The 22,433-nt window shown below is 65.6% G+C and carries 20 protein-coding genes; all 20 read right to left on the reverse strand.

Translation table 11 applies throughout. The annotated features are described in order from the left end of the window. Positions 1-21: 21 nt before the first annotated feature. The 20 genes from ftsA to LI72_RS13865 all read right to left on the reverse strand — a co-directional run bounded on the left by ftsA (position 22) and on the right by LI72_RS13865 (position 22,327). Positions 22-1,335 carry a cell division protein FtsA gene (ftsA, locus tag LI72_RS13775; RefSeq protein ID WP_197051915.1) on the reverse strand — a complete coding sequence of 438 codons (1,314 nt, stop codon included), beginning with the start codon at positions 1,333-1,335 and terminating at the stop codon, positions 22-24. Further along, a complete protein-coding gene (locus LI72_RS13780) occupies positions 1,332-2,225 on the reverse strand; it encodes a cell division protein FtsQ/DivIB (RefSeq protein ID WP_033926516.1) in 894 nt (297 codons plus the stop codon). Before LI72_RS13780 ends, ftsA begins: the two co-directional genes overlap by 4 nt. Then, a complete protein-coding gene (locus tag LI72_RS13785) occupies positions 2,209-3,159 on the reverse strand; it encodes a D-alanine--D-alanine ligase (protein ID WP_081985000.1) in 951 nt (316 codons plus the stop codon). Before LI72_RS13785 ends, LI72_RS13780 begins: the two co-directional genes overlap by 17 nt. Continuing rightward, the gene (locus LI72_RS19660) at positions 3,156-3,653 is read right to left on the reverse strand and encodes a DUF4262 domain-containing protein (protein ID WP_197051916.1); all 498 of its coding nucleotides are present in this window, start codon (positions 3,651-3,653) and stop codon (positions 3,156-3,158) included. Before LI72_RS19660 ends, LI72_RS13785 begins: the two co-directional genes overlap by 4 nt. Further along, positions 3,650-4,531 (reverse strand): UDP-N-acetylmuramate dehydrogenase, encoded by an 882-nt coding sequence (gene murB, locus LI72_RS13790; protein ID WP_033926517.1) that lies wholly within the window; start codon positions 4,529-4,531, stop codon positions 3,650-3,652. Before murB ends, LI72_RS19660 begins: the two co-directional genes overlap by 4 nt. Before the next feature lie 26 nt (positions 4,532-4,557). Next, on the reverse strand, positions 4,558-5,970 hold the full coding sequence (gene murC, locus LI72_RS13795; RefSeq protein WP_033926518.1) for a UDP-N-acetylmuramate--L-alanine ligase: 1,413 nt from the start codon (positions 5,968-5,970) through the stop codon (positions 4,558-4,560). Continuing rightward, positions 5,967-7,157, reverse strand: a complete 1,191-nt coding sequence (murG, locus tag LI72_RS13800; RefSeq protein ID WP_033926519.1) for an undecaprenyldiphospho-muramoylpentapeptide beta-N-acetylglucosaminyltransferase — start codon at positions 7,155-7,157, stop codon at positions 5,967-5,969. The genes murC and murG overlap by 4 nt, the downstream gene beginning before the upstream one ends. Then, positions 7,154-8,401 carry an FtsW/RodA/SpoVE family cell cycle protein gene (locus LI72_RS13805; RefSeq protein ID WP_231562480.1) on the reverse strand — a complete coding sequence of 416 codons (1,248 nt, stop codon included), beginning with the start codon at positions 8,399-8,401 and terminating at the stop codon, positions 7,154-7,156. The genes murG and LI72_RS13805 overlap by 4 nt, the downstream gene beginning before the upstream one ends. Next, a complete protein-coding gene (gene murD / locus LI72_RS13810) occupies positions 8,398-9,738 on the reverse strand; it encodes a UDP-N-acetylmuramoyl-L-alanine--D-glutamate ligase (protein ID WP_033926520.1) in 1,341 nt (446 codons plus the stop codon). Before murD ends, LI72_RS13805 begins: the two co-directional genes overlap by 4 nt. Continuing rightward, positions 9,735-10,805 carry a phospho-N-acetylmuramoyl-pentapeptide-transferase gene (gene mraY / locus LI72_RS13815; RefSeq protein ID WP_033926521.1) on the reverse strand — a complete coding sequence of 357 codons (1,071 nt, stop codon included), beginning with the start codon at positions 10,803-10,805 and terminating at the stop codon, positions 9,735-9,737. The genes murD and mraY overlap by 4 nt, the downstream gene beginning before the upstream one ends. Then, on the reverse strand, positions 10,805-12,223 hold the full coding sequence (locus tag LI72_RS13820) for a UDP-N-acetylmuramoyl-tripeptide--D-alanyl-D-alanine ligase (RefSeq protein WP_033926522.1): 1,419 nt from the start codon (positions 12,221-12,223) through the stop codon (positions 10,805-10,807). The genes mraY and LI72_RS13820 overlap by 1 nt, the downstream gene beginning before the upstream one ends. Next, positions 12,220-13,647: a UDP-N-acetylmuramoyl-L-alanyl-D-glutamate--2,6-diaminopimelate ligase gene (locus LI72_RS13825; protein WP_033926523.1), complete on the reverse strand. Its 1,428-nt coding sequence runs from the start codon at positions 13,645-13,647 to the stop codon at positions 12,220-12,222. The genes LI72_RS13820 and LI72_RS13825 overlap by 4 nt, the downstream gene beginning before the upstream one ends. A 97-nt stretch (positions 13,648-13,744) precedes the next feature. Further along, positions 13,745-15,469 carry a peptidoglycan D,D-transpeptidase FtsI family protein gene (locus LI72_RS13830; protein ID WP_033926524.1) on the reverse strand — a complete coding sequence of 575 codons (1,725 nt, stop codon included), beginning with the start codon at positions 15,467-15,469 and terminating at the stop codon, positions 13,745-13,747. Further along, positions 15,466-16,071: a hypothetical protein gene (locus LI72_RS19130; RefSeq protein ID WP_052129846.1), complete on the reverse strand. Its 606-nt coding sequence runs from the start codon at positions 16,069-16,071 to the stop codon at positions 15,466-15,468. Before LI72_RS19130 ends, LI72_RS13830 begins: the two co-directional genes overlap by 4 nt. After that, positions 16,068-17,087 (reverse strand): 16S rRNA (cytosine(1402)-N(4))-methyltransferase RsmH, encoded by a 1,020-nt coding sequence (gene rsmH, locus LI72_RS13840; protein WP_052129848.1) that lies wholly within the window; start codon positions 17,085-17,087, stop codon positions 16,068-16,070. Before rsmH ends, LI72_RS19130 begins: the two co-directional genes overlap by 4 nt. After that, complete coding sequence (locus tag LI72_RS13845; protein ID WP_033926525.1) at positions 17,087-17,581, reverse strand: division/cell wall cluster transcriptional repressor MraZ; 495 nt, start codon at positions 17,579-17,581, stop codon at positions 17,087-17,089. Before LI72_RS13845 ends, rsmH begins: the two co-directional genes overlap by 1 nt. Before the next feature lie 301 nt (positions 17,582-17,882). Next, positions 17,883-18,680 (reverse strand): Gldg family protein, encoded by a 798-nt coding sequence (locus LI72_RS13850; RefSeq protein WP_052129850.1) that lies wholly within the window; start codon positions 18,678-18,680, stop codon positions 17,883-17,885. Next, complete coding sequence (locus tag LI72_RS13855) at positions 18,677-18,991, reverse strand: hypothetical protein (RefSeq protein ID WP_156139622.1); 315 nt, start codon at positions 18,989-18,991, stop codon at positions 18,677-18,679. The genes LI72_RS13850 and LI72_RS13855 overlap by 4 nt, the downstream gene beginning before the upstream one ends. A 57-nt stretch (positions 18,992-19,048) precedes the next feature. Next, positions 19,049-20,038 carry a cysteine synthase A gene (locus tag LI72_RS13860; protein ID WP_033926527.1) on the reverse strand — a complete coding sequence of 330 codons (990 nt, stop codon included), beginning with the start codon at positions 20,036-20,038 and terminating at the stop codon, positions 19,049-19,051. 114 nt (positions 20,039-20,152) lie between these two features. After that, entirely contained in the window at positions 20,153-22,327 is a 2,175-nt protein-coding gene (locus LI72_RS13865; RefSeq protein WP_033926528.1) for a M3 family metallopeptidase, read from the reverse strand. Between the last annotated feature and the right edge of the window lie 106 nt (positions 22,328-22,433).

A 22,433-nucleotide genomic window follows, 5' to 3' on the forward strand; every position in this document is an offset into this window, starting at 1 on the left:
GCGATGAAACGCGCTCCATGCTCAGAAATTCCCGGCCAGCGCCCGCCACAATCGCTGCAGAACCGCCGCACCGGAATGGCGATGCACCTGCTGATAGCTGGATGCAATGCTGCGAATGTCGACCGGCTCGTCCGCCGCGAACAGTGCGAGCCCTGCGAGCGTCGAAAACGCAGGTCCCGCATGCGCGTCGGGCAGGCCAGCAAGCCCGGTCGGGCGGCCGATCCGCACGGTTCGGCCCAGCGCCACCTGCATGTGGTCGGCCAGGCCGCGCAGTTCGGCGCAACCGCCGGTGAGCACGATCCGCTGACCCTGCGCGCCGGTAAAGCCCAGTTCCTTCAGACCCTTGGTGATTTCCCCGATCAGATAATCGAGCGGCTGGCGGATCACCGAGACGAGTTGCGCGCGGCTGATCGAATGGCGGTCGTCGGGCCGTGTGCCGGCGCCGACGAGCTTGCTGTCCTCTTCGGGCAGCCGCAGGTCGATCATGTCGTGGTTGTCGCGCGGCGAAGATGTCGCGGCGCCATGGAAGCACTTGATCCGCTCTGCCTCGGCACGGCGCAGTCCGAAGGCCGATGCGATCGCATCGGTGATGTCCGCGCCGCCGAACGGGATGGTGAACAGCCCGACGAGCATGCCGCCGGCGTACAGCGAGATGTTGGTGACAGCCGCGCCCATCTCCACCAGCGCCACGCCCAATTCGCGCTCTTCCTCGCCCAGGCACGCCGTGCCCGCCGCGATCGGCGCGGCCACGATGCCGCTGACACCCAGATAGGCGGCAGCGACGGTCTGGTCGAGATTGCGCACCGGCGCGCCATCGGCGAACACGACGTGAATATCGACGCCCAGGCGCTCGGCGTGAAGCCCGATCGGCTTCTTGACCCCGGTCGCGCCATCCAGCGTGTAGAGCGCGGGCTGCGCGTGCAGCACCATGCGCCCGCCGGGCTGGATCGTCTCGCGACCGGCGGCCAGCAGATGGTCGACATCATCCTCGTCGATGCGACCGCCGCCGAGGTCGATCTCGACCCGCGCGATGGTGCTGGTAAGCCCGCCCGAGGTGCAGCCGACATGAACATGATCAATATTGAGACCCGCGATCCGCTCGGCCTGTTCCACCGCCTCGCGCACCGCCAGTTCGGTCGCCGCCATGTCGACGATATAGCCGCGCTTGACGCCCTCGCTGGCGCGCTGGCCGGTGCCCAGCACCAGCAGTTCGCCCGCGTCGGTGCGCCCGACGATCATCGCGCTGACCTTGGACGAGCCGATATCGAGCGCGCCGAAGGTCTTTTCGATCCGGGGGACGGCCGCGCCGCCCTTGCGTCCCTTGCCGCCGCTCATTGTGCTGCCGATGCCATCGCATCGCCCTCTGGTTTGCCCATTTCGCGCGGTCGGCGCAGATACGCGCGTTCGGGATCGCGCAGGTCGAAATAGGTCACGCCCTTGCCGAGCAGCCGGTTGACCCCATCCATCCGCGCGAAATTGACCAAAGCCGCCTGCGACAGCTCGTCGCCTTCGGGCAGCGCCAGCACCTCACCGGTGTGGAAGGTGAGGTTCCAGCGGCGGTTGCCTACCCATTCAGCCTCTTTCACCTGCGGGGTCAGCGCGGGCGCTGCGTCGAGCAGTTCGGTGAGGTCACCGATCCGCACATTGGCGCGCTTGCCGACGATGCGCAGCATCTTGGGGTCGATCTGGCCCGGGCTCGGCTCCAGCGCGACGCCTTCGGCGTCGACCAGCATCACACGCCCACGATCTTCCCACACCGCCAGCGGCTCGCGCTCGACGATGTCGACGATCAGCGTATCGGGCAGCTGGCGCGAGATGCGGGCATCGGCGATCCAGCTGAACCGGGTCAGCTCGCGCCGCAGCTCTTCGAGATCGACCTGCGGCATCGAGCGGTCCTTCTGGGCCAGCACGATCTCGTAGACCTTGAGCTCGTTCATCTTGTCGACGTTGCGCACTTCGACCTTCTTGACCTCGAAGCCCGCGCGCCCGGCGGCCAGCGCCATCTCTTCCTGCACCATGCCGGGCAGGCCCATGAACTGCGCGGTGATCACGCCTGCCAGTGCCAGCAGTCCGAGCACGCCGATGGTCGCAGCCTTCTGCAGCTGCGCCTCGGTGAACGGCAGCCGCGCCAGCGCGGCGTTGGTGCGCGATCGTTGGGCGGTGCGCGGCTTGGCGCGGGTCGCCCCGCGCTTGGCCGATGTGCCGCGTTTAATCCGTGTCGTCATGCCGGGTGCCCCCCAATGCGCTTTCCACGATGATTTCTACCAGATCGGCATAGCTGATGCCGATGTGCGCCGCCTGTTCGGGAACCAGGCTGAGCGGCGTCATCCCCGGCTGGGTGTTGACCTCGAGCAGATAGAGCCCGTCGGCGCCCTTTTCGTCGTCCCAGCGGAAGTCCGAGCGCGAAGCCCCCTTGCAGCCCAGAATGTTGTGCGCGCGCAGCGCCAGATCCATGCACAGCGCCGCGATGTCCTCGGGGATATCCGCCGGGCAGATGTGCAGCGTCAGGCCATCGGTATACTTGGCGTCGTAATCGTAGAAGCCCGACTTGGTCTGCAGCTCGGTGACGCCCAATGCGCGGTCGCCCAGCACGGCGGTGGTCAGTTCGCGGCCCTTGATGAAAGGTTCGGCGAGCAGCTCGTCGAATTCCTGCCATGGTCCCACGGCATCGCGCGCAATCGGGTCGCCATAATTGCTGTCCGCCTTGACGATGGCGACGCCGACCGACGAGCCTTCGTTGACGGGCTTGAGCACATAGGGGCGCGGCAGCGGATCGCCCGCATACAGGCTTTCGGAGCGCACAATGTGACCGCCGGGCATCGGAATGCCATGCGGCAGCAGCGCCTGCTTGGTCAGCACCTTGTCGATCGCGATCACCGAGGTGGTGAGCCCCGAATGCGTGTACGGGATCTGCATCAGATCGAGCATGCCCTGCACGCTGCCATCCTCGCCCGGCGTGCCGTGCAAGGCATTGAACACCACATCGGGGCGAATTCCCGCCAGCACGGCTGCGACATTGCGGTCCATGTCGACGCGGGTCACAGTATGTCCGCGCGACTCCAGCGCCTTGGCCACGCCTTCGCCGCTCATCAGCGAGACTTCGCGCTCAGCCGACCAGCCGCCCATCAGCACGGCGATATGGAGCTTGGACAGGGTCAATGCTTCAGCCCTTCAAGGTACAGAGCTGGCTGCAATTCGATGACATCCGCGCCACATCCTTGTTGCCATGGGAAAAATCCATTGGTGCTATCCGGCCAAACCAATTGGAAAGCACGATCAAGCGGCCTTCCAAATTTTAGATAATGAAACCAATTTGCAGAATTAAATTCTTCTATTGAAATATTCCCCGGAATTATTTTCTTTATAACAATATCAAAATCATTCAACAAACCGGAAACAGACATTCCATCTGTCATGATCAGGCCATCTTTACATTTTACGAGCAGCTTTTTGATGACATTGCTAGAAACATTGCTGGGAAGTCCAAATATTATCACATCACCCTGATCTATTGTGAACGTAAATCCAGTCGAATAGGTAAACAGTCTCAGATCGTCATGCGGATCAAATACAGTGGTCAAATGGCAGCCGAATTTCGCCACATTCGAGAAAATCTCCCGCTCATAATCTGTCAACGAAGGGTCAAAGTTCACGTCGCAACCCCTATCCGCTGGATTTCCCATTCCAGCTCGACGCCCGATTGCGCCTTCACCCGCGCGCGGACTTCCTCGCCCAGCGCCTCGATGTCGGCGCTGGTGGCGGTGCCGGTGTTGATCAGGAAGTTGGTGTGCTTTTCGCTCACTTGTGCGCCGCCGATCGTCAGGCCGCGACAGCCCGCCTGATCGACAAGGGCCCAAGCCTTGTGGCCTTCGGGGTTCTTGAAGGTCGATCCGCCGGTCTTGCTGCGCAAAGGCTGGCTCGCCTCGCGCGAGGCGGCGATGCAGTCCATCTCGGCCTGGATCGCGGCGGGCTCGGCGGGCGAACCGGTGAAGGTCGCCCCGATCACGATCGCACCATCGGGCAGCTCGGAATGGCGATAGGTATAGTGCAAGTCCGCCAGCGCCAGTGTGCGCCGCGAGCCATCGCGCAACACCACGTCGCAGTCGATCAGGATATCCTTGACCTCGCGGCCATAAGCGCCACCGTTCATCCGCACGAAGCCACCGACGGTGCCGGGGATCGAGCGCAGGAATTCCAGCCCGCCGATGCCCGCATCGCGCGCGGTGGAGGAAACAAGGATGCCTGAAGCCCCTGCCCCGCAGCGCAGGGTCATGTCGCCGGTGCGTTCGACCTGCGCGAACGCCTTGCCGAGCCGCACGACGACGCCAGGAACGCCGCCATCGCGCACGATCAGGTTCGATCCCAGCCCCAGCGCCATCACCGGCACAGAGGGGTCGAGCGCGGCCAGGAATTGCGCGAGATCGTCCGCGTCCTTCGGCTCGAACAGCCAGTCGGCCGCGCCTCCGGTCTTGAACCACAGCAGCGGGGCCAGCGGCGCTTGCGCCGTCAGCTTGCCGCGCACATCGGGCATGGTTTCAGGACGAGGCGCGGTTGAAATCACGCAGGCACTCTCCGTGCGCCGATAGCGTCTGCCAGGCCCGCTGCCCATTTGGTGATGTCGCCTGCGCCCAGGCAGATGACCATGTCGCCATCCTGCGCCTCGGACGCCAGCAGATCGGCGAGTTCGTCAGCGCCAGTGATCGTGCGCGCCTGGCGGTGGCCGCGCGCCTTGAGGCCGCTGGCCAGAGCCTCGGCGCTGACGCCCTCGATCGGGTCCTCGCCCGCGGCATAGACCGGCGCGACATAGACGATATCGGCATCGTTGAACGCCTGCTGGAACTCGTCCATCAGATCGCCGAGACGCGAATAGCGGTGCGGCTGCACGACCGCGATGATGCGGTTCTGCACGCCCTCGCGCGCTGCGGCCAGCACCGCGCGGATCTCCACCGGGTGATGGCCGTAATCGTCGATGATCGTCACGCCATCGATGGTGCCGACATTGGTGAAGCGCCGCTTGACCCCGCCGAACTTGGCAAAGCCGGTGATGATGTCGCTGTCTTCCATGCCCATCTGCAGGCCGACCGCGATCGCGGCGATCGCGTTCTGCACGTTGTGGCGGCCGGGCATGGGCAGTTCGATGCCGGTGATCTGACGGGTGGAGCCATCGCGTTCGCGTACGGTGACGTCGAAGCGGTTGCCGCCGGGGATCGAGACGACATTGTCGCCGCGGACATCGGCCTGCGCGCTGAACCCATAGGTCACGATCCGCCGGTCCTTGACGCGCGGCAGGATCGCCTGGACCTCGGGATGGTCGAGGCACAGGATCGCTGCGCCGTAGAAGGGCACATTCTGGACGAACTCGACGAAAGCATCCTTGACCGCGTCGAAGCTGCCATAATGGTCGAGATGTTCGGGATCGATATTGGTGACGACGGCGATCGTGCCGTCGAGCCGCAGGAAGCTGCCGTCGCTCTCGTCGGCCTCGACCACCATCCATTCGCTCGCACCCAGACGCGCGTTGGAGCCATAGCTGTTGATGATGCCGCCGTTGATCACGGTGGGGTCGATCCCGCCGGCATCGAGCATTGCCGCGATCATCGACGTGGTCGTGGTCTTGCCGTGCGTGCCGGCCACCGCGACGGTGGATTTCAGGCGCATCAGCTCAGCCAGCATTTCGGCGCGACGCACCACGGGGACACGCGTCTCGAGCGCCAGATCGACCTCGGGATTGCCGCGCTTGATCGCGGTCGAGGTCACCACCACCGCCGCATCGCCCAGATTTTCCGCCTTGTGGCCGATCATCACCTTGATGCCGCGCTTGCGCAGGCCCTCGATGACATAGCCCTCGGCAATATCGGACCCCTGAACCTTGTAGCCCAGATTGTGCATCACCTCGGCGATACCGGACATGCCGATGCCGCCGATGCCGATGAAATGGATGGTCCCGATGTCGATTCCGACGCCCTTCATGCTTCTGCTCTTTCCGTATCGCGCGCGAGCGCCTCGCCGCCGATGGCATGCCCCTTGGCGGATGGCGCCACGCGGATGACATCGACCAGCGGCGCACCGCCAAAACTTTCCACCAGATCCGCCAGATCGCGAACCGCATTGGGGTAACCGCACTTGTGCGCGGCCAGCGCGGCATTCTCCAGCGCGTGGGGATCGAGCGCCATCTTCTGGATCTGCTTGGCGAGTTCCTTGGGGGTGAACGCCTCCTGCCGGATCGACCGTGCGCCGCCCGCCTTGACCATCTCGCGCGCATTGGCGGTCTGGTGATCATCCATCGCGCTGGGCAGCGGCACCAGGATCGCGGGCCGGCCCGCAGCGGTCAGCTCGGCGATCGTCGAGGCGCCTGCGCGGCCGATGAACAGATGCGACCAGCCCAGCTTTTCGGGCAGGTCGTTCATATAGGTGGCAAGCTCTGCCGGGATGCCATACGCGGCATATTTGGCGCGCACGGCCTCTATGTCCTCCTCGCGGCACTGCTGCACCACCTGCAACCGGCGGCGCAGATTGACCGGCAGCATCGCCAGGCCATCGGGCACCACTTCGGAGAGGACACGCGCGCCCTGGCTGCCGCCAGTGACCAGCACGCGGAACACGCCATCTTCCAGCAGCGGCGGGTAATTCTCGCCGCGCAAGGCCAGCACGGAATCGCGCACCGGGTTGCCGACGACATGGGTGCGGTCGGCATATTGGGGGCTCAGCCGGTCGACCTGCTTGTAGGCGGTGGCAATCGCGTTGACGCGGCCCGCCATGAACCGGTTGACCCGGCCCAGCACCGCGTTCTGTTCATGGATGATCGTCGGGATGCGCGCCTTCTGCGCCGCAAGCAGCGTCGGCAGCGCCGGGTATCCGCCAAAGCCCACGACAGCGGTCGGCTGGAAATTCTCGAACAGGTTGAGCGCCATGTTGCGGCCCGCCCAGATGCCCCTGATGCCGCGCAGCCAGCCTAGAGGGCCGCCTGCGATCCGGCCCGGCGGCAGGATGTGCACCTGATCGCCCTCGAAGATGCCGGGGATCTTGGCGCCGCGCTCGTCGGTCACCAGGGCGATGTGATGCCCGCGCTGCTGCAGTTCGCGCGCAAGAGCATAAGCCGGGATGAGATGCCCGCCGGTGCCGCCTGCGGCGAGCACGTAATGACGTGAAACGGTCATTTCTGGCTCCAGTCCGATCCGAGCATGCTGCGCTCTTCGAACGGATTACGCCGGGTCAGCGACAACAGCAATCCCGCGCCGATGCCCAGCGCGATCATCGACGATCCGCCATAGCTGATGAACGGCAGGGTCATGCCCTTGGACGGGAACAGCTGCAGGTTCACCGCAATGTTGATGAACGCCTGGCCGCCCAGCTGCGCGGTCAGCCCCGCCACCGCCATGATCGTGAACAGGTCGCGTTCCTCGAGCAGCCGCATGCAGATGCGCGCGATGATCGCGAAATAGACCAGGGCGATGGCCGCGCAGGCAAGCAGGCCGAATTCTTCGCCGATCACCGAGAAGATGTAATCGGTATGCGCCTCGGGCAGGTTGAACTTGTGGGTGCCGAGGCCCGGGCCGGTGCCGATCAGGCCGCCGCCGGTCAGCGTCTTGTGTGCGAACATCACATGGTCATATTCGCCCGCGCCGAACAGCCAGCCGTTGATGCGCTGGGTGGCGACGGGATAAAAGAAATAGGCCGCCGTCATGCCGACCGCGCCTAGGCCGACACCGGCTGCGACCACCTGCATCGAGAGGCCCGCGAGCAGCATCAAGGTGAACCAGATGCCCAGGAACATGATCGTCTGACCCAGATCGGGCTGGCGCATCAGCAGCACCGCGATGCACGCGGTGATCGCCGCAGACAGCTTGAGCACCGGAAGCGTGGGATCCTTGACGCGCAGCGAGACGATCCAGCCCATGGTCACCGCATAGGCAGGCTTGAGGAATTCCGACGGCTGAATGCCGATGCCGTAGCCGATCCAGCGCTTGGCGCCGTTGACCGTATTGCCCGCGATGGGCACCAGCATCAGCAGCACGAAGCACACGCACGCCATGATGATCGCCAGCCGTCGCGCTTCGCGCTTGGGCAGCATCGAGACCACGAACATGAAGCCCAAGCTGACGATCACCCAGCCGAGCTGGCGGTAGAAGAAATAGAGCGGACTCAGCGTTTCGGTCGCTGTCGACAGGCGGCGCGCGCTGGCGGGAGAGGCCGCCTGCACCGCGATCAGACCGATGGCGATCAGCATCAGGATCATCGCCAGCAGCACGCGATCGAGCTCCCAGAACCAGATTGCCAGCTGCGAACGGTCGCTCCGCCCCAGCCTGCGGCTGAGATTGCGCGGCAGCTTGTATGCGCGCTGACCGGCAAGACCGGTGGCGGCGGGCGGCAGACCGGGGGCGGTGGCAGCCAGATCACTCATTGCGTGGCATCCTCCTGCTGGCTCAAATCCTGGGCGATCAGCGCATCGACGACCTGACGGAAGCAATCGCCGCGCGCTTCGAAATCGCGGAACTGGTCGAACGACGCACAGGCGGGCGACAGCAGCACCACCTCGCCGGCCTGGGCATTATCCATCGCGCTGCGCACGGCGCTCGCCAGCATCTCGGACCGCGTCACCGGCATCACCTGCTCGAGCTGGTCGGCAAAGGCGGGGCCGGCCTCGCCGATGGTATAAGCGTGCACGACATGACCGAAATGTTCGGCGCATTCATCCAGATTGTCGCCCTTGGGCAGCCCGCCGACGATCCAGTGGATGCGCGAAAAGGCGCCAAGCGCCGGCGCGGTCGAGGCGGGATTGGTCGCCTTGCTGTCGTTGACGTAGAGCACACCGCGATGCTCGGCCGTCCGCTCCATCCGGTGCGGCAGGCTGGCATAGGTGGCGAGCGACGCGCGGGTGCGCTGCGCATCGAGGCCCAGCGCCTCGGCTGCGGCCAGCGCGATCGCGATGTTCTGCGCATTGTGCGGACCCTGCAATGCGGGCCAAGCCAGTTGGTCGGTCGCGGAAATATCGGCGGCGTGCACCTCGACCGGCGAGCTCAGCGTGGCAGCGATGGCGCGGGTGGGTTCGTCATCGGTGGCGATCACCGCGACATGGCCCGGGTCCTGCTGCATCGCGAACAGCCGCGCCTTGGCAGCGCAATAGCCTTCGAACCCGTTGTAGCGATCGAGATGATCGGGCGTGATGTTGAGCAGCACCGCGACATCGCAGTCGAGGCTGAAGGTCAGGTCGATCTGGTAGCTCGACAGTTCCAGTACATAGACCCCGGTGCCGGCACCATTGGGCGACAGCGGCGGCTGCGACAGGATCGGCAGGCCGATGTTGCCGCCCATGATCGTCGGCACGCCCGCTTCGTGCAGGATATGGTGGATCAGCGCGGTGGTGGTCGACTTGCCGTTGGTGCCGGTGATGCCGACCACGCGGTGCGGCGGCAGGCTGGGCCGGGCCAGCGCGAACAGTTCGATATCGCCGATGATCGGCACGCCCGCTGCGCGCGCGCGATCGGCCACCGGATGGCGGTTCAGCGGCACGCCGGGCGAGACGATCAGACCGTCGAAACCGGCAAGCTCGATCTCCATCGGATCGCCGATCAGCACCTGCGGGTGGTGCGACACGGCCGTCTCGCGCGCTTCCTCGCGATTGTCCCACACGGTGCATTCCGCCCCTGAGGCCATCAGCGCATCAAGCGTCGCCAGCCCGGAGCGCGCAAGCCCGAGGATGCAATAGCGTTTCGCGGCAAAGGCGGGCGAAGTGATCAACGGATCTTCAACGTCGCCAGGCCGACCAAGGCCAGCACCAGGGAGATGATCCAGAAGCGCACCACCACGGTCGATTCCGCCCAGCCAAGCTGCTCGAAATGGTGATGGATCGGTGCCATGCGGAAGACGCGCTTGCCGGTGCGCTTGAAGAAGAACACCTGGATGATCACCGACATCGCTTCGACCACGAACAGACCGCCGACGATGCCGAGCACGATTTCATGGTGCGAGGCGACCGCGATCGCACCCAGCGCGCCGCCCAGTGCCAGCGATCCGGTGTCGCCCATGAACACCGCAGCCGGTGGGGCGTTGAACCACAGGAAGGCGAGGCACGCACCGATGATGCAGCCGCAATAGATCGCAAGGTCGCCCGCACCCGGTACATGCGGGATGCCCAGATAGGCAGCGAACTTGGCGTTGCCGACCATGTAGACGATCAGCAGGAAGGTGAGGCTGGCGATGATCACCGGGAAGGTTGCAAGCCCGTCGAGCCCGTCGGTCAGGTTCACTGCATTGCCGAAGGCGACGATGGTGAATGCCGCGAACGGAATGTAGAACAGCCCAAGGTCGAACGGCGGGTAGTTGATGAAGGGCACGTAGAGCAAGGTGCCGGTCTCGCCCAGGATCACCCAGCTGGCGACGCCTGCGATGATGAACTCGCCCAGCAGCCGCACCTTGCCGGACACGCCCTTGTGGCTGGCCTTGCGGACCTTGTCGAAATCGTCGAGGAATCCGATCAGGCCGAAGCCCAGCGTCACCGCAAGGCACGCCCAGACAAAGCTGCTCGACAGGTCCATCCACAGCAGCACTGATGTGGTCAGCGAAATGAGGATCATCAGCCCGCCCATCGTCGGCGTGCCCCGCTTGGCAAGGTGGGTCTGCGGACCATCGGTGCGGATCGGCTGGCCCTTGCCCTGCCGGGTGCGCAGCATCATGATGAACCGCGGGCCGATCAGCAGGCCGATCGCCAGCGCGGTGAGGATCGCTGCGCCCGAGCGGAAGCTCAGATAGCGAACCAGATTGAGCGGACCTTCAAAGTCCAGATATTGCGCCAGCAGATACAGCATCAAACCCCCTCCCGCACCACGGCGGTAGCGGCTGGCTGTTCGGCCAGCGCGCGCACGAGTGCGGACAATCCCACGGAATTGGAGCCCTTGACGAGCAAAGCATCGCCATCGGCCAACAAACCCTGCAGCGCGCCCAGCGCCGCATCGGCGGCGGGCACATGCGCGATTGTGCCCTGCCACTCAAGCGAATTGGCGAGCGCATCGGCCAAGGGTGCCATTTCATCGCCGACCAGAATGACATGCGCCACGCCCGCAGCGATCACCGGTGCGGCAAGGCCTGCGTGATAGGTATCGGACGTCTCGCCCAGTTCCTTCATCGCGCCCAGCACGGCGATGCGGCGCCCGGCCTGTTCCTGCCCCAGCAGCGCCAGCGTTGCAGCCATCGATGCCGGGTTGGCGTTGTACGCCTCGTCGATCAGCAGCGCGCTGCCGCCTCCGGGGGTCGCCACCGTGCGACGCTCGCCGCGGCCCGACATGCCGGGCAGATCGGCCAGCGCCAGCCCGGCCACCGCCAGATCGCCGCCCGCCGCCTCGATCGCGGTCATCACCGCCAGCGCGTTCATCACCCAATGGTCGCCGGGCGCTGATACGCGGAAGCACAGGCGAGCCTCGCCAATCTGTGCGGTGATCATCGAGCCACCCTCGGGCGCGCGGATCGCGTCGATCAGGCGGGTCTCGCTATCCGCCTGGCTGCCAAAGCGCAGCACCGTGTCGGTGCAGCGGCGTGCGGCATCGTAAAGGCGCGGATAATGGCGATTGTCGTGCGGCACGATCGCGGTGCCAACGGGCTCCAGCCCCTGAAAGATCTCGGCCTTGGCATCGGCAATGCCCTCTTCGCCATTGCTGAAATTGCCGATGTGCGCAGGCGCGATGGTGGTGATGATGGCGATGTGCGGGCGCACGATGCGGGTCAGCTCGGCCAGCTCGCCAGCGTGGTTCATGCCCATCTCGAACACGCCATAGCGCGCATCGCGCGGCATCCGTGCGAGGCTCAGCGGCACGCCGACATGGTTGTTGTAGCTCTTGACCGACCGGTGCACCGCGCCAGGCGCCATGCGGTCCAGCGCGTGAAACAGCGCTTCCTTGGTGCCGGTCTTGCCCGCAGAGCCGGTCACGCCGATGATCTTCGCGGTGCTGCGCGCGCGGGCGGCATGGCCCAGGGCGGTGAGCGCTGCACTGCTGTCGGCCACCAGCACATGCGGATGATCGACGGCCTGCTCGGTGATCACCCCTGCTGCGCCCGCTGCGATCGCGCGGTCGATGAACAGGTGCCCATCGGTCGCCTCGCCGCGCATCGCGACGAACAGGTCGCCTGGCATGATCTCGCGCGAGTCAAAGGCGACACCCTGCACGACAAAGTCGGCCGAGGCGGTGCCGCCGGTCGCTTCGGCGATCTCGGAAGAGGTCCAGAGGGTCATGCCGCGCACTCCCGCGCAACCTGAACGTCGTCGAACGGCAACACGCGGTCGCCGACGATCTGGCCCTGCTCGTGCCCCTTGCCTGCCAGCAGCACGATGTCGTCCTTGCCCGCCATCGCGATGGCTGCGGCAATCGCCTCGCGCCGCCCGCCGATCTCGGTCGCGCCGGTTGCGGCCGCCATGATCGCGGAACGGATGCTCGCCGGGTCCTCGGAACGTGGGTTATCGTCGGTGACGATCACGACATCGGACAGCTCGCTCGCCACCTGGCCCATCTGCGGGCGCTTGCCGGTGTCGCGATCACCGCCTGCGCCGAACAGGGTGATCAGCTTGCCGCTGACATGCGGGCGCAGCGCCTCGATCGCAGCCTGCAGGCCATCGGGCGTGTGCGCATAATCGACATAGACCGGCGCGCCGGCCCGCGTGATCACCGCGCGTTCCAGGCGGCCGCGCACCGGCTGCAGCCGCGCCATGTGATCGAACACCTGTGCCGGAGCCCCGCCTGCCGCGATCACGATCCCTGCAGACACCAGCGCATTGGCCGCCTGATAGGCCCCGATTAATGGCAGGTTGACCTTCACTTCCTTGCCATCATGCGCGAGCACGAGCTGCTGGCCGAGCTGGGTCGGGGTGCGACTGACCAGACGGATCGCCTCGCCCGCGCTGCCGACGGTCATCAGCTGCAGGCCGCGCGCCGTCGCCCGGTCGATGACCCGGGCCGACCATTCGTCATCCGCCCAGACCACGAAATGGCCGCCATCGACGACAACTTCGTCGATCAGCCGCATCTTGGCCTCGAAATAGGCCTCCATCGTGCCGTGATAGTCGAGGTGATCGCGGCTGAGGTTGGTGAACGCGCCAACCTGCACCGGCAACCCCTCGGTGCGGAACTGCGACAGACCGTGGCTCGATGCCTCGAAGATCGCGTGAGTGACGCCTTCGCGCGCCAGGCCCGACATGTTGCCGAGGAACGTCACGATATCGGGGGTGGTCAGCCCTGTGGAGGACTGATCGACCGAAGTGGTGACGCCGAGGGTGCCGATAGAGGCGGCATTGTGCCCGGCCATGCGCCAGAGCTGGCGAGTCATTTCCGCGGTCGAGGTCTTGCCGTTGGTGCCGGTGACGGCGGCGACATGCGCGGGAACCGGGGTAAAGAAACGCGCGGCGATCTGGGCAAAGGCACGGCGCGGCTCGGCATCGGCGATGTGAACTGCACCCTCGACCACGGCGCCGGGGGCTGCCACGACGGCAACCGCACCCGAAGCGACAGCATCTGCAATGAAATCCTCGCCGTTGAAGCGCGCACCGGCAAAGGCACCGAAAACGGTGCCCGGCGCAACCTTGCGGTGATCGATGGCAAATCCGGTCACCGTCAGCGCCGCATCGTCGCTCGACAGGCCCAATGCCAGTTCACCCAATTTCATGTGCGTCCCTTTGTTGCGACCCTAAAAATTCCTGCCTCCTCTATGTCTGGTCCGCGCAGATGCAACCCCCTGCATCGCGCGGCCCATGTATAATCGCCTATGCCGGGTCATCTCCCGACGCCTTGGCGGCCGCCTTGACCGGAGCCTTCCACAGCAGCGGCATCAGTTCGGACACATCGACATCGCGGCGATCGTCGGGAATGATGCCCAGCATCGGGCCGATGCGCGGCACCAGCCGCGCCACCACCGGCGCTGCGGTCCAGCCCGCGGTCCGCTGGAAGGACGAGGCCTGGTTGCCCGAAGGCTCGTCGATCATGATGATCACGACATAGCGCGGTGCATCCATCGGGAAGGCCGCAGCGAAGGTCGCGACAACCGAGCTGCGCCGATATCCGCCTGCACCCGGCTTTTCGGCCGAGCCCGTCTTGCCGCCAACGCGAAAGCCCGGAGCCTCCGCCTTGCGGCCGGTGCCGTCGCGCACGATCATCCGCAGGAGCTGGTTCATCCGGGCGCTGGTCGAGGCCTTGAACACCCGTTCGCCGCGCGGCACGTCGGCCGGGTTCAGCTTCATCAGCGTGGCCGGGCGATAGAGCCCGCCGTTGACCATGGCAGCGTAAGCCGACGCCAGATGCAGCGGGGTCACCGCGATGCCATGACCGTAGCCTACGGTCATGTTGGTCAGCCGACCCCATTGCGCGGGCCACAGCGGCTTGGCGCGCTCGCGCAGGTTGATCTCGGCCTGACGATCGAAATGCAGCTTGCGCATCACCGCCTGCAGACGTTCAGGCCCCAGTTCATCGGCGATCTGCGCGGTCACGATGTTCGAGCTGTGCACCAGGGTCTCGGGCACGTTCAGCCAGCGGCCCGACGAGTGGGAATCGCGGATCTGGAAGCCTGCGACCTTCAGCGGGCGGCTGGCGTCATAGCGGCGCGACAGGTCGGTGACGGTGCCCGCATCGATCGCGGCCGCGACGGTCAGCGGCTTGAAGGTCGATCCGAGCTCGAAGAAGCGATAGGTGACCTGATTGGCCTCGAACGCTGCGCTGCTGGCATCGAAACGGTTGGGGTTGAAGCTCGGGAGCGAGGTCATCGCCATCACCTCGCCGGTCTCGACATCGAGCACCAGGCCAGCGGCGGCCTTGGCATCATAGGACTTCATCGCCCGGCCGAGTTCGTCCTCCAGTGCTGCCTGCACGCGGATATCGACCGACAGCGCGGACGGGGTCAGCCGCTTCTTGGGGTCGATGAGGTCGGCGTCCATCGCGCGCTCCATGCCGGAGACGCCATGGCCATCGGGGTGGACATAGCCCAGCACGTGCGCTGCGAGCTGCAGCTGCGGGTAGAAACGCTCCTTCTCGCGCGGGAACTCGATGCCGACCTCGCCCAGCGCATGCACCCGGTTGACCTCTTCGGGCACTGCGCGGTGGCGCAGATAGGTGGGCTTGTCGCGGCTGAGCAGCTTCAGGAAACGCTCTTCGCTGGTATCGGGGAAGATTGCCGCGAGCTTGCCCGCGAGCACCTTGCGATCACCGATCAGCCGGGAAGGCACGACGCGAACGGCATAGCCATCGATCGTGCGCGCGAGCGGCACACCGTTGCGGTCGACAATGTCGCCGCGGCCTGGATCGACCAGCGCTGATCGCGACGCGGCCTGCGCCTGTTCGCCAAACACACCGATGAAGGTCAACCGCAGCAGGATCGCGCCCATGCCGAGGCCAAACAGCGCCAGCACCGCAACCAGGCGAACCTGCGCGGTGAGCGTGAGATGCTGGCGCTTGCTGGCCAGACGGACCCTGTGACTGCCAGATGCAAGCGCGGTCATTGTCCCCCCGTTTTCTTCAGTTCGGCATCGGCCTGCTTGTTGATCCGGTCGAGCAGCCGGTCGTCGAGCAGCCGGCGGCCTTCCGCCTTGCCGCCGGTGCCCGGCTCTGCCTTGGCAGATTTGGGCGCGGTTGCGGCAGTAGCCGCGCGCGCCGGGCTGATGATCGCCACGCTCGCCGAAACCGACAGCGGCTCGGGCGTCTTGACGGTATTGGCGGCCAGCTCGGCCGGCTTGATCGCGGCAGGTTCGGCTTGCGGCTTGATGGTCATCGCGGCCACCCGCACCGGCCGGTCGAGCGGCTTGGTCGCATCGCCCAGATTGGCCAGTTCGCGCTCGCCATCCAGATATTGCGCGGCGCTGGGCGCCTCATAGCCATATTCCAGGTCGTTCCACATCGCGAGCTGCGCCAGGCTGGCGCGGGTGGCGAATTCGGTTTCCAGATAGCGGATCTCGGCGCGGGTGCGCAGGATGTCGCGCTCGGTCCGCGTCAGGTCGCTGCGCAGCGTCGCGACGCTCAGCGACAGCGGGTAGAGCGCGATGGCCACGATGAAGATCAAGGCGATCCAGCCGATGGTCTTGAGGCGCTTGACTGCCAGGATCATGCCGCACGCCTTTCCGCATCGTCGTCCGCGCCCCAGGCCGGAGCCTCGCTGCGAACCGCGACCCGCAAGGTGGCCGAACGCGCGCGGGGGTTACGCGCGCATTCGGCCTCGCCCGCCCGGGTCGGCCTGGCGGGTTTCTCGAAACTGGGGGCCCGGCGCTGGCCGGACATGTCGGGCAGGTGACGCGAGCCCGCGCCTTCGCTGCCGCTGCGTGCCTTCAGGAAGCGCTTGACGATGCGATCCTCGAGACTGTGGAAGCTGACAACCGCAAGCCGCCCGCCGGGGGCCAGCATCGCCTCTGCGGCGACCAGGCCGTCGCGCAGTTCATCAAGCTCGCCGTTCACATGGATGCGGATCGCCTGAAAGGTGCGCGTCGCGGGGTCCTTGGGCGCACCCGGGCGATAGCCCAGAGCCTTGCGCACCACCGTCGCCAGCTCGAGCGTCCTCTGCAACGGACGGGCGGCGACGATGGCGCGGGCGATGCGGCGCGACTGGCGCTCTTCGCCATACAAGTAGAGGATGTCGGCAATATCGGCTTCATCGGCGGTGTTGACGAAATCCGCCGCGCTCAGCCCGTCCTGGCCCATGCGCATGTCGAGCGGGCCATCGGACTGAAACGAAAAACCGCGCTCTGCCTGGTCGAGCTGCATCGACGAGACGCCGATGTCGAACACGATGCCATCGACCTGAGCGACGCCCGCTTCGCGCAGCACGTGCGCGATCTGCGAGAAGCGCGCGGCATGGAAGACGAAGCGCCCATCGGTCTCGAGCGCGAGCGCTGCACCGGCTGCCGCCGCATCGGGGTCGCGGTCGATACCGTGGACGCTGGCCCCAGCGCCCAGCATCGCACGGCTGTAACCGCCCGCGCCAAAGGTCGCGTCGACATGCACTTCGCCGGGCTGGATGGCGAGGCCGTCGAGCACCTCATCGAGCAGCACCGGAATGTGCGGCGCGTCGCTGCGGAGCGTGCCGCGGGTTGCGCCGGGTATTGCGTCGGGAGTTGCTGGGCCGGCCATCAGCGCTTGCCCCCCAGCTCTTCCATCAGGAAACGGGCATTGAACTGGTGCGACGCCAGGCGCGGATCGTCGAGCGTCAGCAGATGCTCGACGCCCCAGACGCTGAAATCGGTGCCGTTGCCGCTGAAGAACACGTGCTTTTCGATCTTGGCCATGGCGACCAGCATCTTGGGCAGGATCAGGCGGCCACTGCCATCGAAGCTGATCGTCGCGGTCGCATTGAAGCGGGGTCCGCCGACGATCTCCGTGCGGAACTCCTCGCCCGATTCGTTGGCCAGCTCCTCGCGGCGGCGCATCTGCGCCAGCAGCGCGGACAGCCGCTCGGTGCCATAGCCCTGCAGGCACTGCGCCTGCGCGTTGTACGAGAAGACGACCGAGCTTTCGCCGCTGGAGCTGGTGATGATGGGATTGCGGAAGATAGCCGGGATGGCCATCCGGCCCTTGGGGTCGATGGTGGTCAATGCAGAACCAAGAAAGGCACTGATTTCCGCCACTTGGTCAATTCACCCCTTAATCCGCGCCGATGCGTTTCCCTGACTGTTCGGGGGTGTTCCGTTGGCCTGCCCTGTCCCTGCCGACGACTCTCCCTCGCCAGGCAAGGGATAAAGTCTTCATGCGCCCGAGGTGCGCAAGCACCGCAGGAGGGCAGGACATCACAAATGGTTGAACCCCGATTAAGGGCATCCATAACAGGGGAGATTTGGGGATGGAAGGGTTTTTTTGGGTCCAACCCGGCAATATTGGGGTCAGTACTTCAGATTCGGGACGAAACGAAGACCCTGTTCGTCGGATCGCTCAAGAGCTGTCCTCCCCGTCCAGTTCAGCGACAATATCGTGGACCCATTGCCGGTTGGCGCGCGCCGAATCAGCGGAAACATCGATCCTTTCCGGGTCGAGCAGATCGGCATCGGCGATTAGCACCGCCCTGCCCCGCCCCACGCTGCACCGCGCGACATGGCCCTCTGCGGCGATGCGGCAGGATGCGTCCCCAGATTTCCCCGGCCGTTCCCCGAACTGCCCCGGATGCACCAGCACCGCCTGCGATGGTGCGAGACGGACCTGGTCGAGACCGGGGTCGACAAGCTCCAGCCCCCAATGCGCGAGCAACGGCGAAACCAGCGAACTGCGCAGCGGCCCGGCCGGATCACCCAGCCCCATGCCGGCCGGCCATTCGAGCCGGGGATCGGCAAACAGCAGCATCCGGCCTCCGCCCCGGACGAACCCGTCCAGCGCCACCAGTTCCTGCGGCGTCAGCGCGCGCGGCTGCACCAGCACGATCAGCCGCGCGCCGGATAACGCCTTGCCATCGAGCACATCGGCGACGACGAGATCATGGTCCTGCACCAGCGCGCTGTAGAGCGGATGCGGCCGGGCCTTGCCCGCGATCATGCCCGCCATGTCGACCCCGGCACCATAGACCAGCGGCAGGCTGCTCATCAGCACGATCCGCTGGCGCGGCAGATTGGGGAAAATCGGGGTCGCCGATAGCGGTGATGCCGCGTCATCGCGCGAACCGCGTTCGGTGGTGGAAGCAGGAAAGCAGGCCGCCGCCAGTAGCGCTATCGCCGCCAGGGCGACCGCTCGCCCGGTCACGGCTGGGGCTGTGCGGGCGGACCGGCTTGCGGATCAGGCTGCAGTTCGCCGACAACCGGCGTCTGCCCCCCGGCGCTGTGCTGCGTGCCCTCGGCGGGAAGATCGGGGACGACCCCCAGATCGACCAGCGGCTCGCTGGCTGCCGGGGTCTGCACGACGGGGGGTGCGGACGCTTCGGGCAGGCCGGGATCGATCACGCCCGCGCTTTCCACCGGCGCGTCCGATCCGGCGCGCTGCAGCAGCATGTCGGCCAGCGCCACCGTCACCAGCACCGCGAAGATGCCGCCAACGCCGATCTGCAGGCGATGCATGATGGGGGTGCCCCCGGTGTTGCGGGCTTTGTCAGCGACCATGGGTGGCAATATAGGTCAATCGGCCAGCCAGGGGAAGACGGGCAATCCCTTGGCGCGCAGCCATTCGGGGTTGTACAGCGTCGACAGATAGCGAAAGCCGGTGTCGCACAGGATGGTCACGACGCGCGATCCCGCGCCCAATGTCCTGCCCAGTTCCACCGCGCCTGCGACATTGATGCCCGATGACAGGCCGAGGCACAGCCCCTCTTCCTTGAGCAGCCGCTGCACCCAGTACATCCCGACCTCGTCGGAAATGCGGAACTGGGTATCGATCGGTGCATCCTCGAGATTGCCGGTGATGCGGCCCTGACCGATGCCCTCTGCCACCGACGAGCCTTCGGCCTTGAGCTCGCCATTGGCAAAGTAATTGAACAGCGCCGCGCCGTGCGGATCGGTGAGCGCGATGGTGACATTGGGGTCGTGCGCCTTGAGGCCCATGCCGACACCGGCAATCGTGCCGCCGGTGCCCGCCGCGCAGGTGAAGCCGTCGATGCGGCCGTCCATCTGCGCCCAGATTTCCTCGGCCGTCCCCTCGATATGCGCGCGGCGATTGGCGATGTTGTCGAACTGCTGCGCCCAGACCGCGCCCGGGGTCTCTTCCGCGATCCGGCGCGAGGTATGCACGAAATGGCCCGGGTTGGCATAGGGCGCCGCCGGCACCAGCACCAGCTCGGCCCCCAGCGCGCGCAATGTGTCCATCTTTTCCTTGGACTGCGTCTCGGGCATGACGATGATGGTCTTGTAGCCCTTGGCATTGGCCACCAGCGCGATGCCGATACCGGTGTTGCCCGCCGTTCCCTCGACGATCGTGCCGCCGGGCAGCAGGGTGCCGCGTTCCTCGGCATCGCGCACGATGTAGAGCGCCGCGCGATCCTTCACCGATGCGCCGGGGTTGGCATATTCGCATTTGCCGAAGATGTCGCATCCGGCGGCCTCGCTGGGGCCAGCGAGACGGACGAGCGGGGTGTTGCCGATCAGGTCGAGCGTGCTGGGGATCGTTGTCATCGGGGGATAGATAGGCTGGCACCCGCGGGGCGGCAAGCCAGTTGCTGTTGTCACGCCCCTAGCTGGGATATGGCGGAGCACGCCCGCCATATCCCAGCCGCGAGGCGTACAGGGTCAGTCGCGATCCGCCGCTGCCGGGGCAGCAACGGCTGCCGTCGTGGTCGGGAAGCCCCGGCGCTTGAGCAGCGCATTCACGTCAGGATCGCGCCCGCGGAACGCCCGATAGGCCTCGACCCGCTCGGACTCGTTGCCGGTCGACAGCAACGTCTTGCGGAAACGATCGGCAATCTCGCGATTCCAGACATCGCCCGATTCCTCGAACGCGGCCCAGGTATCGGCGTCCATCGTCTCCGACCACAGATAGCTGTAATAGCCCGCCGAGTAGCTGTCCGACGAGAACAGATGGCCGAACTGCGGCAGGCGATGGCGCATCACCATCTGCGAGGGCATGCCGATTTCGGCGAGCGTCGCCTTTTCGAACGCACGCGGATCGGCGACCGGATCGGTGCGGTTGTGCAGCTTCATGTCAACGATCGCCGACGACAGATACTCGACGGTCGAGAAGCCCTGGTTGAAGGTCTCGCTGGCGTTGATCTTCTGCAGCAGCTCCGCCGGGATCGGCTCGCCGGTCTTGGAATGGGTCGCGTAGTTCTGGAGGATGTACGGCGTCAGCAACCATTTCTCGTTCACCTGGCTGGGATATTCGACAAAGTCGCGCGGCGTGCCGCGCAGGCCGGGATATTCGACATCGGTCAGCAATGAATGCAGCGCATGGCCGAATTCATGAAACAGCGTCGATGCGTCATCCAGGCTGATCAGTGCAGGTTCGCCCGGCGCAGGCTTGACGAAATTGTTGTTGTTCGATGCCAGCACATTGCGGTCCCCGCCCAGCCGCTGCTGCGCGCGATACGACGTCGCCCAGGCGCCGGAGCGCTTGCCGGTGCGGGCATAGGCATCCATGTAGAACAATCCGACATTCTCGCCGGTCAGCTTGTTGGTGACGACATAGGTGGTGACATCGGGGTGGAAGACCGGCACCTCGCCGGTGTTTTCCTTAAACTCCAGATCATAGAGCTTGCCGGCGGCATCGAACATGCCCTGGATCATCTTGGAGAGCTGGAAGTACGGCTTGATCTCGTTCTGATCGAGATCGTATTTCGCCTTGCGCACCTTCTCAGAATAGAAACGATAATCCCACGGCTCGATCTTCAGGCCCGCGCCTTCCTGATCGGCCACCGCCTGCATGTCGGCGACCTCTTGGCGGACCCTGGCCACGGCTGCTGGCCAGACCTTCATCATCAGGTCCATGGCGCGTGCAGGATCCTTGGCCATGGTGTCGTCCATCCGCAGATACGCATGGGTCTTGAAGCCCAACAGCTCGGCGCGCTGCTGGCGCAGCTTGAGGATCTGCGCGATTGTGGCGTTGGTATCGTTGGCGTCCTGATTGTCGCCGCGCATCACATACGAACGCCATACCTTCTCGCGCAGCGCGCGGTTGGTGGCATTCTCCAGCACCGGCTGCATCACCGACCGGGTGTTGACCAGCACCCAACCATCGACCTTGCGCTCTTCCGCCGCCGACTTGAGTGAAGCGACGAAGCTGTCGGGCAGTCCTGCCAGTTCGGCCTTGTCGGTGATGACGATGTACTTTTCCTCGTCCGCCTGCAGCTTTTCGTTGAAGGTCGAATACAGGCCCGCAAGCTGGCCATTGATCGCGATCAGCTGCGCCTTGGCTGCATCATCGAGCAGCGCGCCGCCCCGCACCAGCCCGTCATAATCGCGCTCGAGCAGCCGCATCTGCTTGGCATCGAGGCCCAGCGTCTGGCGGCGGTCATAAACCGACTTGATGCGGGCGAGGATGCGCGGATCGAGCGTCAGTTCGTTGTAGAACTTGCTGATCTTCGGCGCCCATTCGGCCTGCAGCGCGCGGACCTGCTTGTCGGCGAGGTTGCTGGTATAGACGCCCCACATCGCAAACACGCGGTCCATCTTGTCGCCCGCCATTTCGAGCGCAAGGTTGGTGTTCTGGAAGGTGGGTTCGCTCTTGTCGGTGGCGATCGCCTCATACTCGGCCTTCAGCTCGTCCATGGCCGCCTGGATCGCCGCCGGGAACGCCGCAGTGGATACCTGGTCCCAGGGCGGCACGCCTTCGTAAGGACCAGTCCAGTCCTGATAGATCAGCTTTGCCTGCGCATCGGTGCTGGCCGGAGCCGCCGGTTGCGCCATCGCGGGCATGGCCGTGCCCACGGCCAATGCCGATGCTGCCATCAGCAGAAATGTCTTTACCATGATGATCCCTTTTTTCGGTGCCCACCCGCTGCCACCGCATGTGGGCAGCCGGACTGGGGTCGCAAGGGGATGCGCCGCTTTGCGGCAACCCCAAGCCCATGGCCCG

It is taken from the genome of Sphingomonas sp. 35-24ZXX, assembly GCF_000786215.1.
GTDB lineage: Bacteria > Pseudomonadota > Alphaproteobacteria > Sphingomonadales > Sphingomonadaceae > Blastomonas.

Excerpts from the sequence above, each read along its gene's own strand:
- LI72_RS13825 (WP_033926523.1), bottom strand. The coding sequence starts at position 13,647 with ATGAAATTGGGTGAACTGGCATTGGGCCTGTCGAGCGACGATGCGGCG.
- LI72_RS13805 (WP_231562480.1), bottom strand. The coding sequence starts at position 8,401 with ATGAGTGATCTGGCTGCCACCGCCCCCGGTCTGCCGCCCGCCGCCACC.
- LI72_RS13855 (WP_156139622.1), bottom strand. The coding sequence starts at position 18,991 with ATGCATCGCCTGCAGATCGGCGTTGGCGGCATCTTCGCGGTGCTGGTG.
- LI72_RS13820 (WP_033926522.1), bottom strand. The coding sequence starts at position 12,223 with ATGACCCTCTGGACCTCTTCCGAGATCGCCGAAGCGACCGGCGGCACC.
- murB (WP_033926517.1), bottom strand. The coding sequence starts at position 4,531 with ATGCCCGATGTGCGCGGCAAGCTGACGGCGCAAGCGCCGCTGGCCCCG.
- LI72_RS13865 (WP_033926528.1), bottom strand. The coding sequence starts at position 22,327 with ATGGTAAAGACATTTCTGCTGATGGCAGCATCGGCATTGGCCGTGGGC.
- mraY (WP_033926521.1), bottom strand. The coding sequence starts at position 10,805 with ATGCTGTATCTGCTGGCGCAATATCTGGACTTTGAAGGTCCGCTCAAT.
- murG (WP_033926519.1), bottom strand. The coding sequence starts at position 7,157 with ATGACCGTTTCACGTCATTACGTGCTCGCCGCAGGCGGCACCGGCGGG.
- LI72_RS13780 (WP_033926516.1), bottom strand. The coding sequence starts at position 2,225 with ATGACGACACGGATTAAACGCGGCACATCGGCCAAGCGCGGGGCGACC.
- rsmH (WP_052129848.1), bottom strand. The coding sequence starts at position 17,087 with ATGGCCGGCCCAGCAACTCCCGACGCAATACCCGGCGCAACCCGCGGC.
- murC (WP_033926518.1), bottom strand. The coding sequence starts at position 5,970 with ATGAAGGGCGTCGGAATCGACATCGGGACCATCCATTTCATCGGCATC.
- LI72_RS13830 (WP_033926524.1), bottom strand. The coding sequence starts at position 15,469 with ATGACCGCGCTTGCATCTGGCAGTCACAGGGTCCGTCTGGCCAGCAAG.
- LI72_RS13860 (WP_033926527.1), bottom strand. The coding sequence starts at position 20,038 with ATGACAACGATCCCCAGCACGCTCGACCTGATCGGCAACACCCCGCTC.
- ftsA (WP_197051915.1), bottom strand. The coding sequence starts at position 1,335 with ATGAGCGGCGGCAAGGGACGCAAGGGCGGCGCGGCCGTCCCCCGGATC.
- LI72_RS19130 (WP_052129846.1), bottom strand. The coding sequence starts at position 16,071 with ATGATCCTGGCAGTCAAGCGCCTCAAGACCATCGGCTGGATCGCCTTG.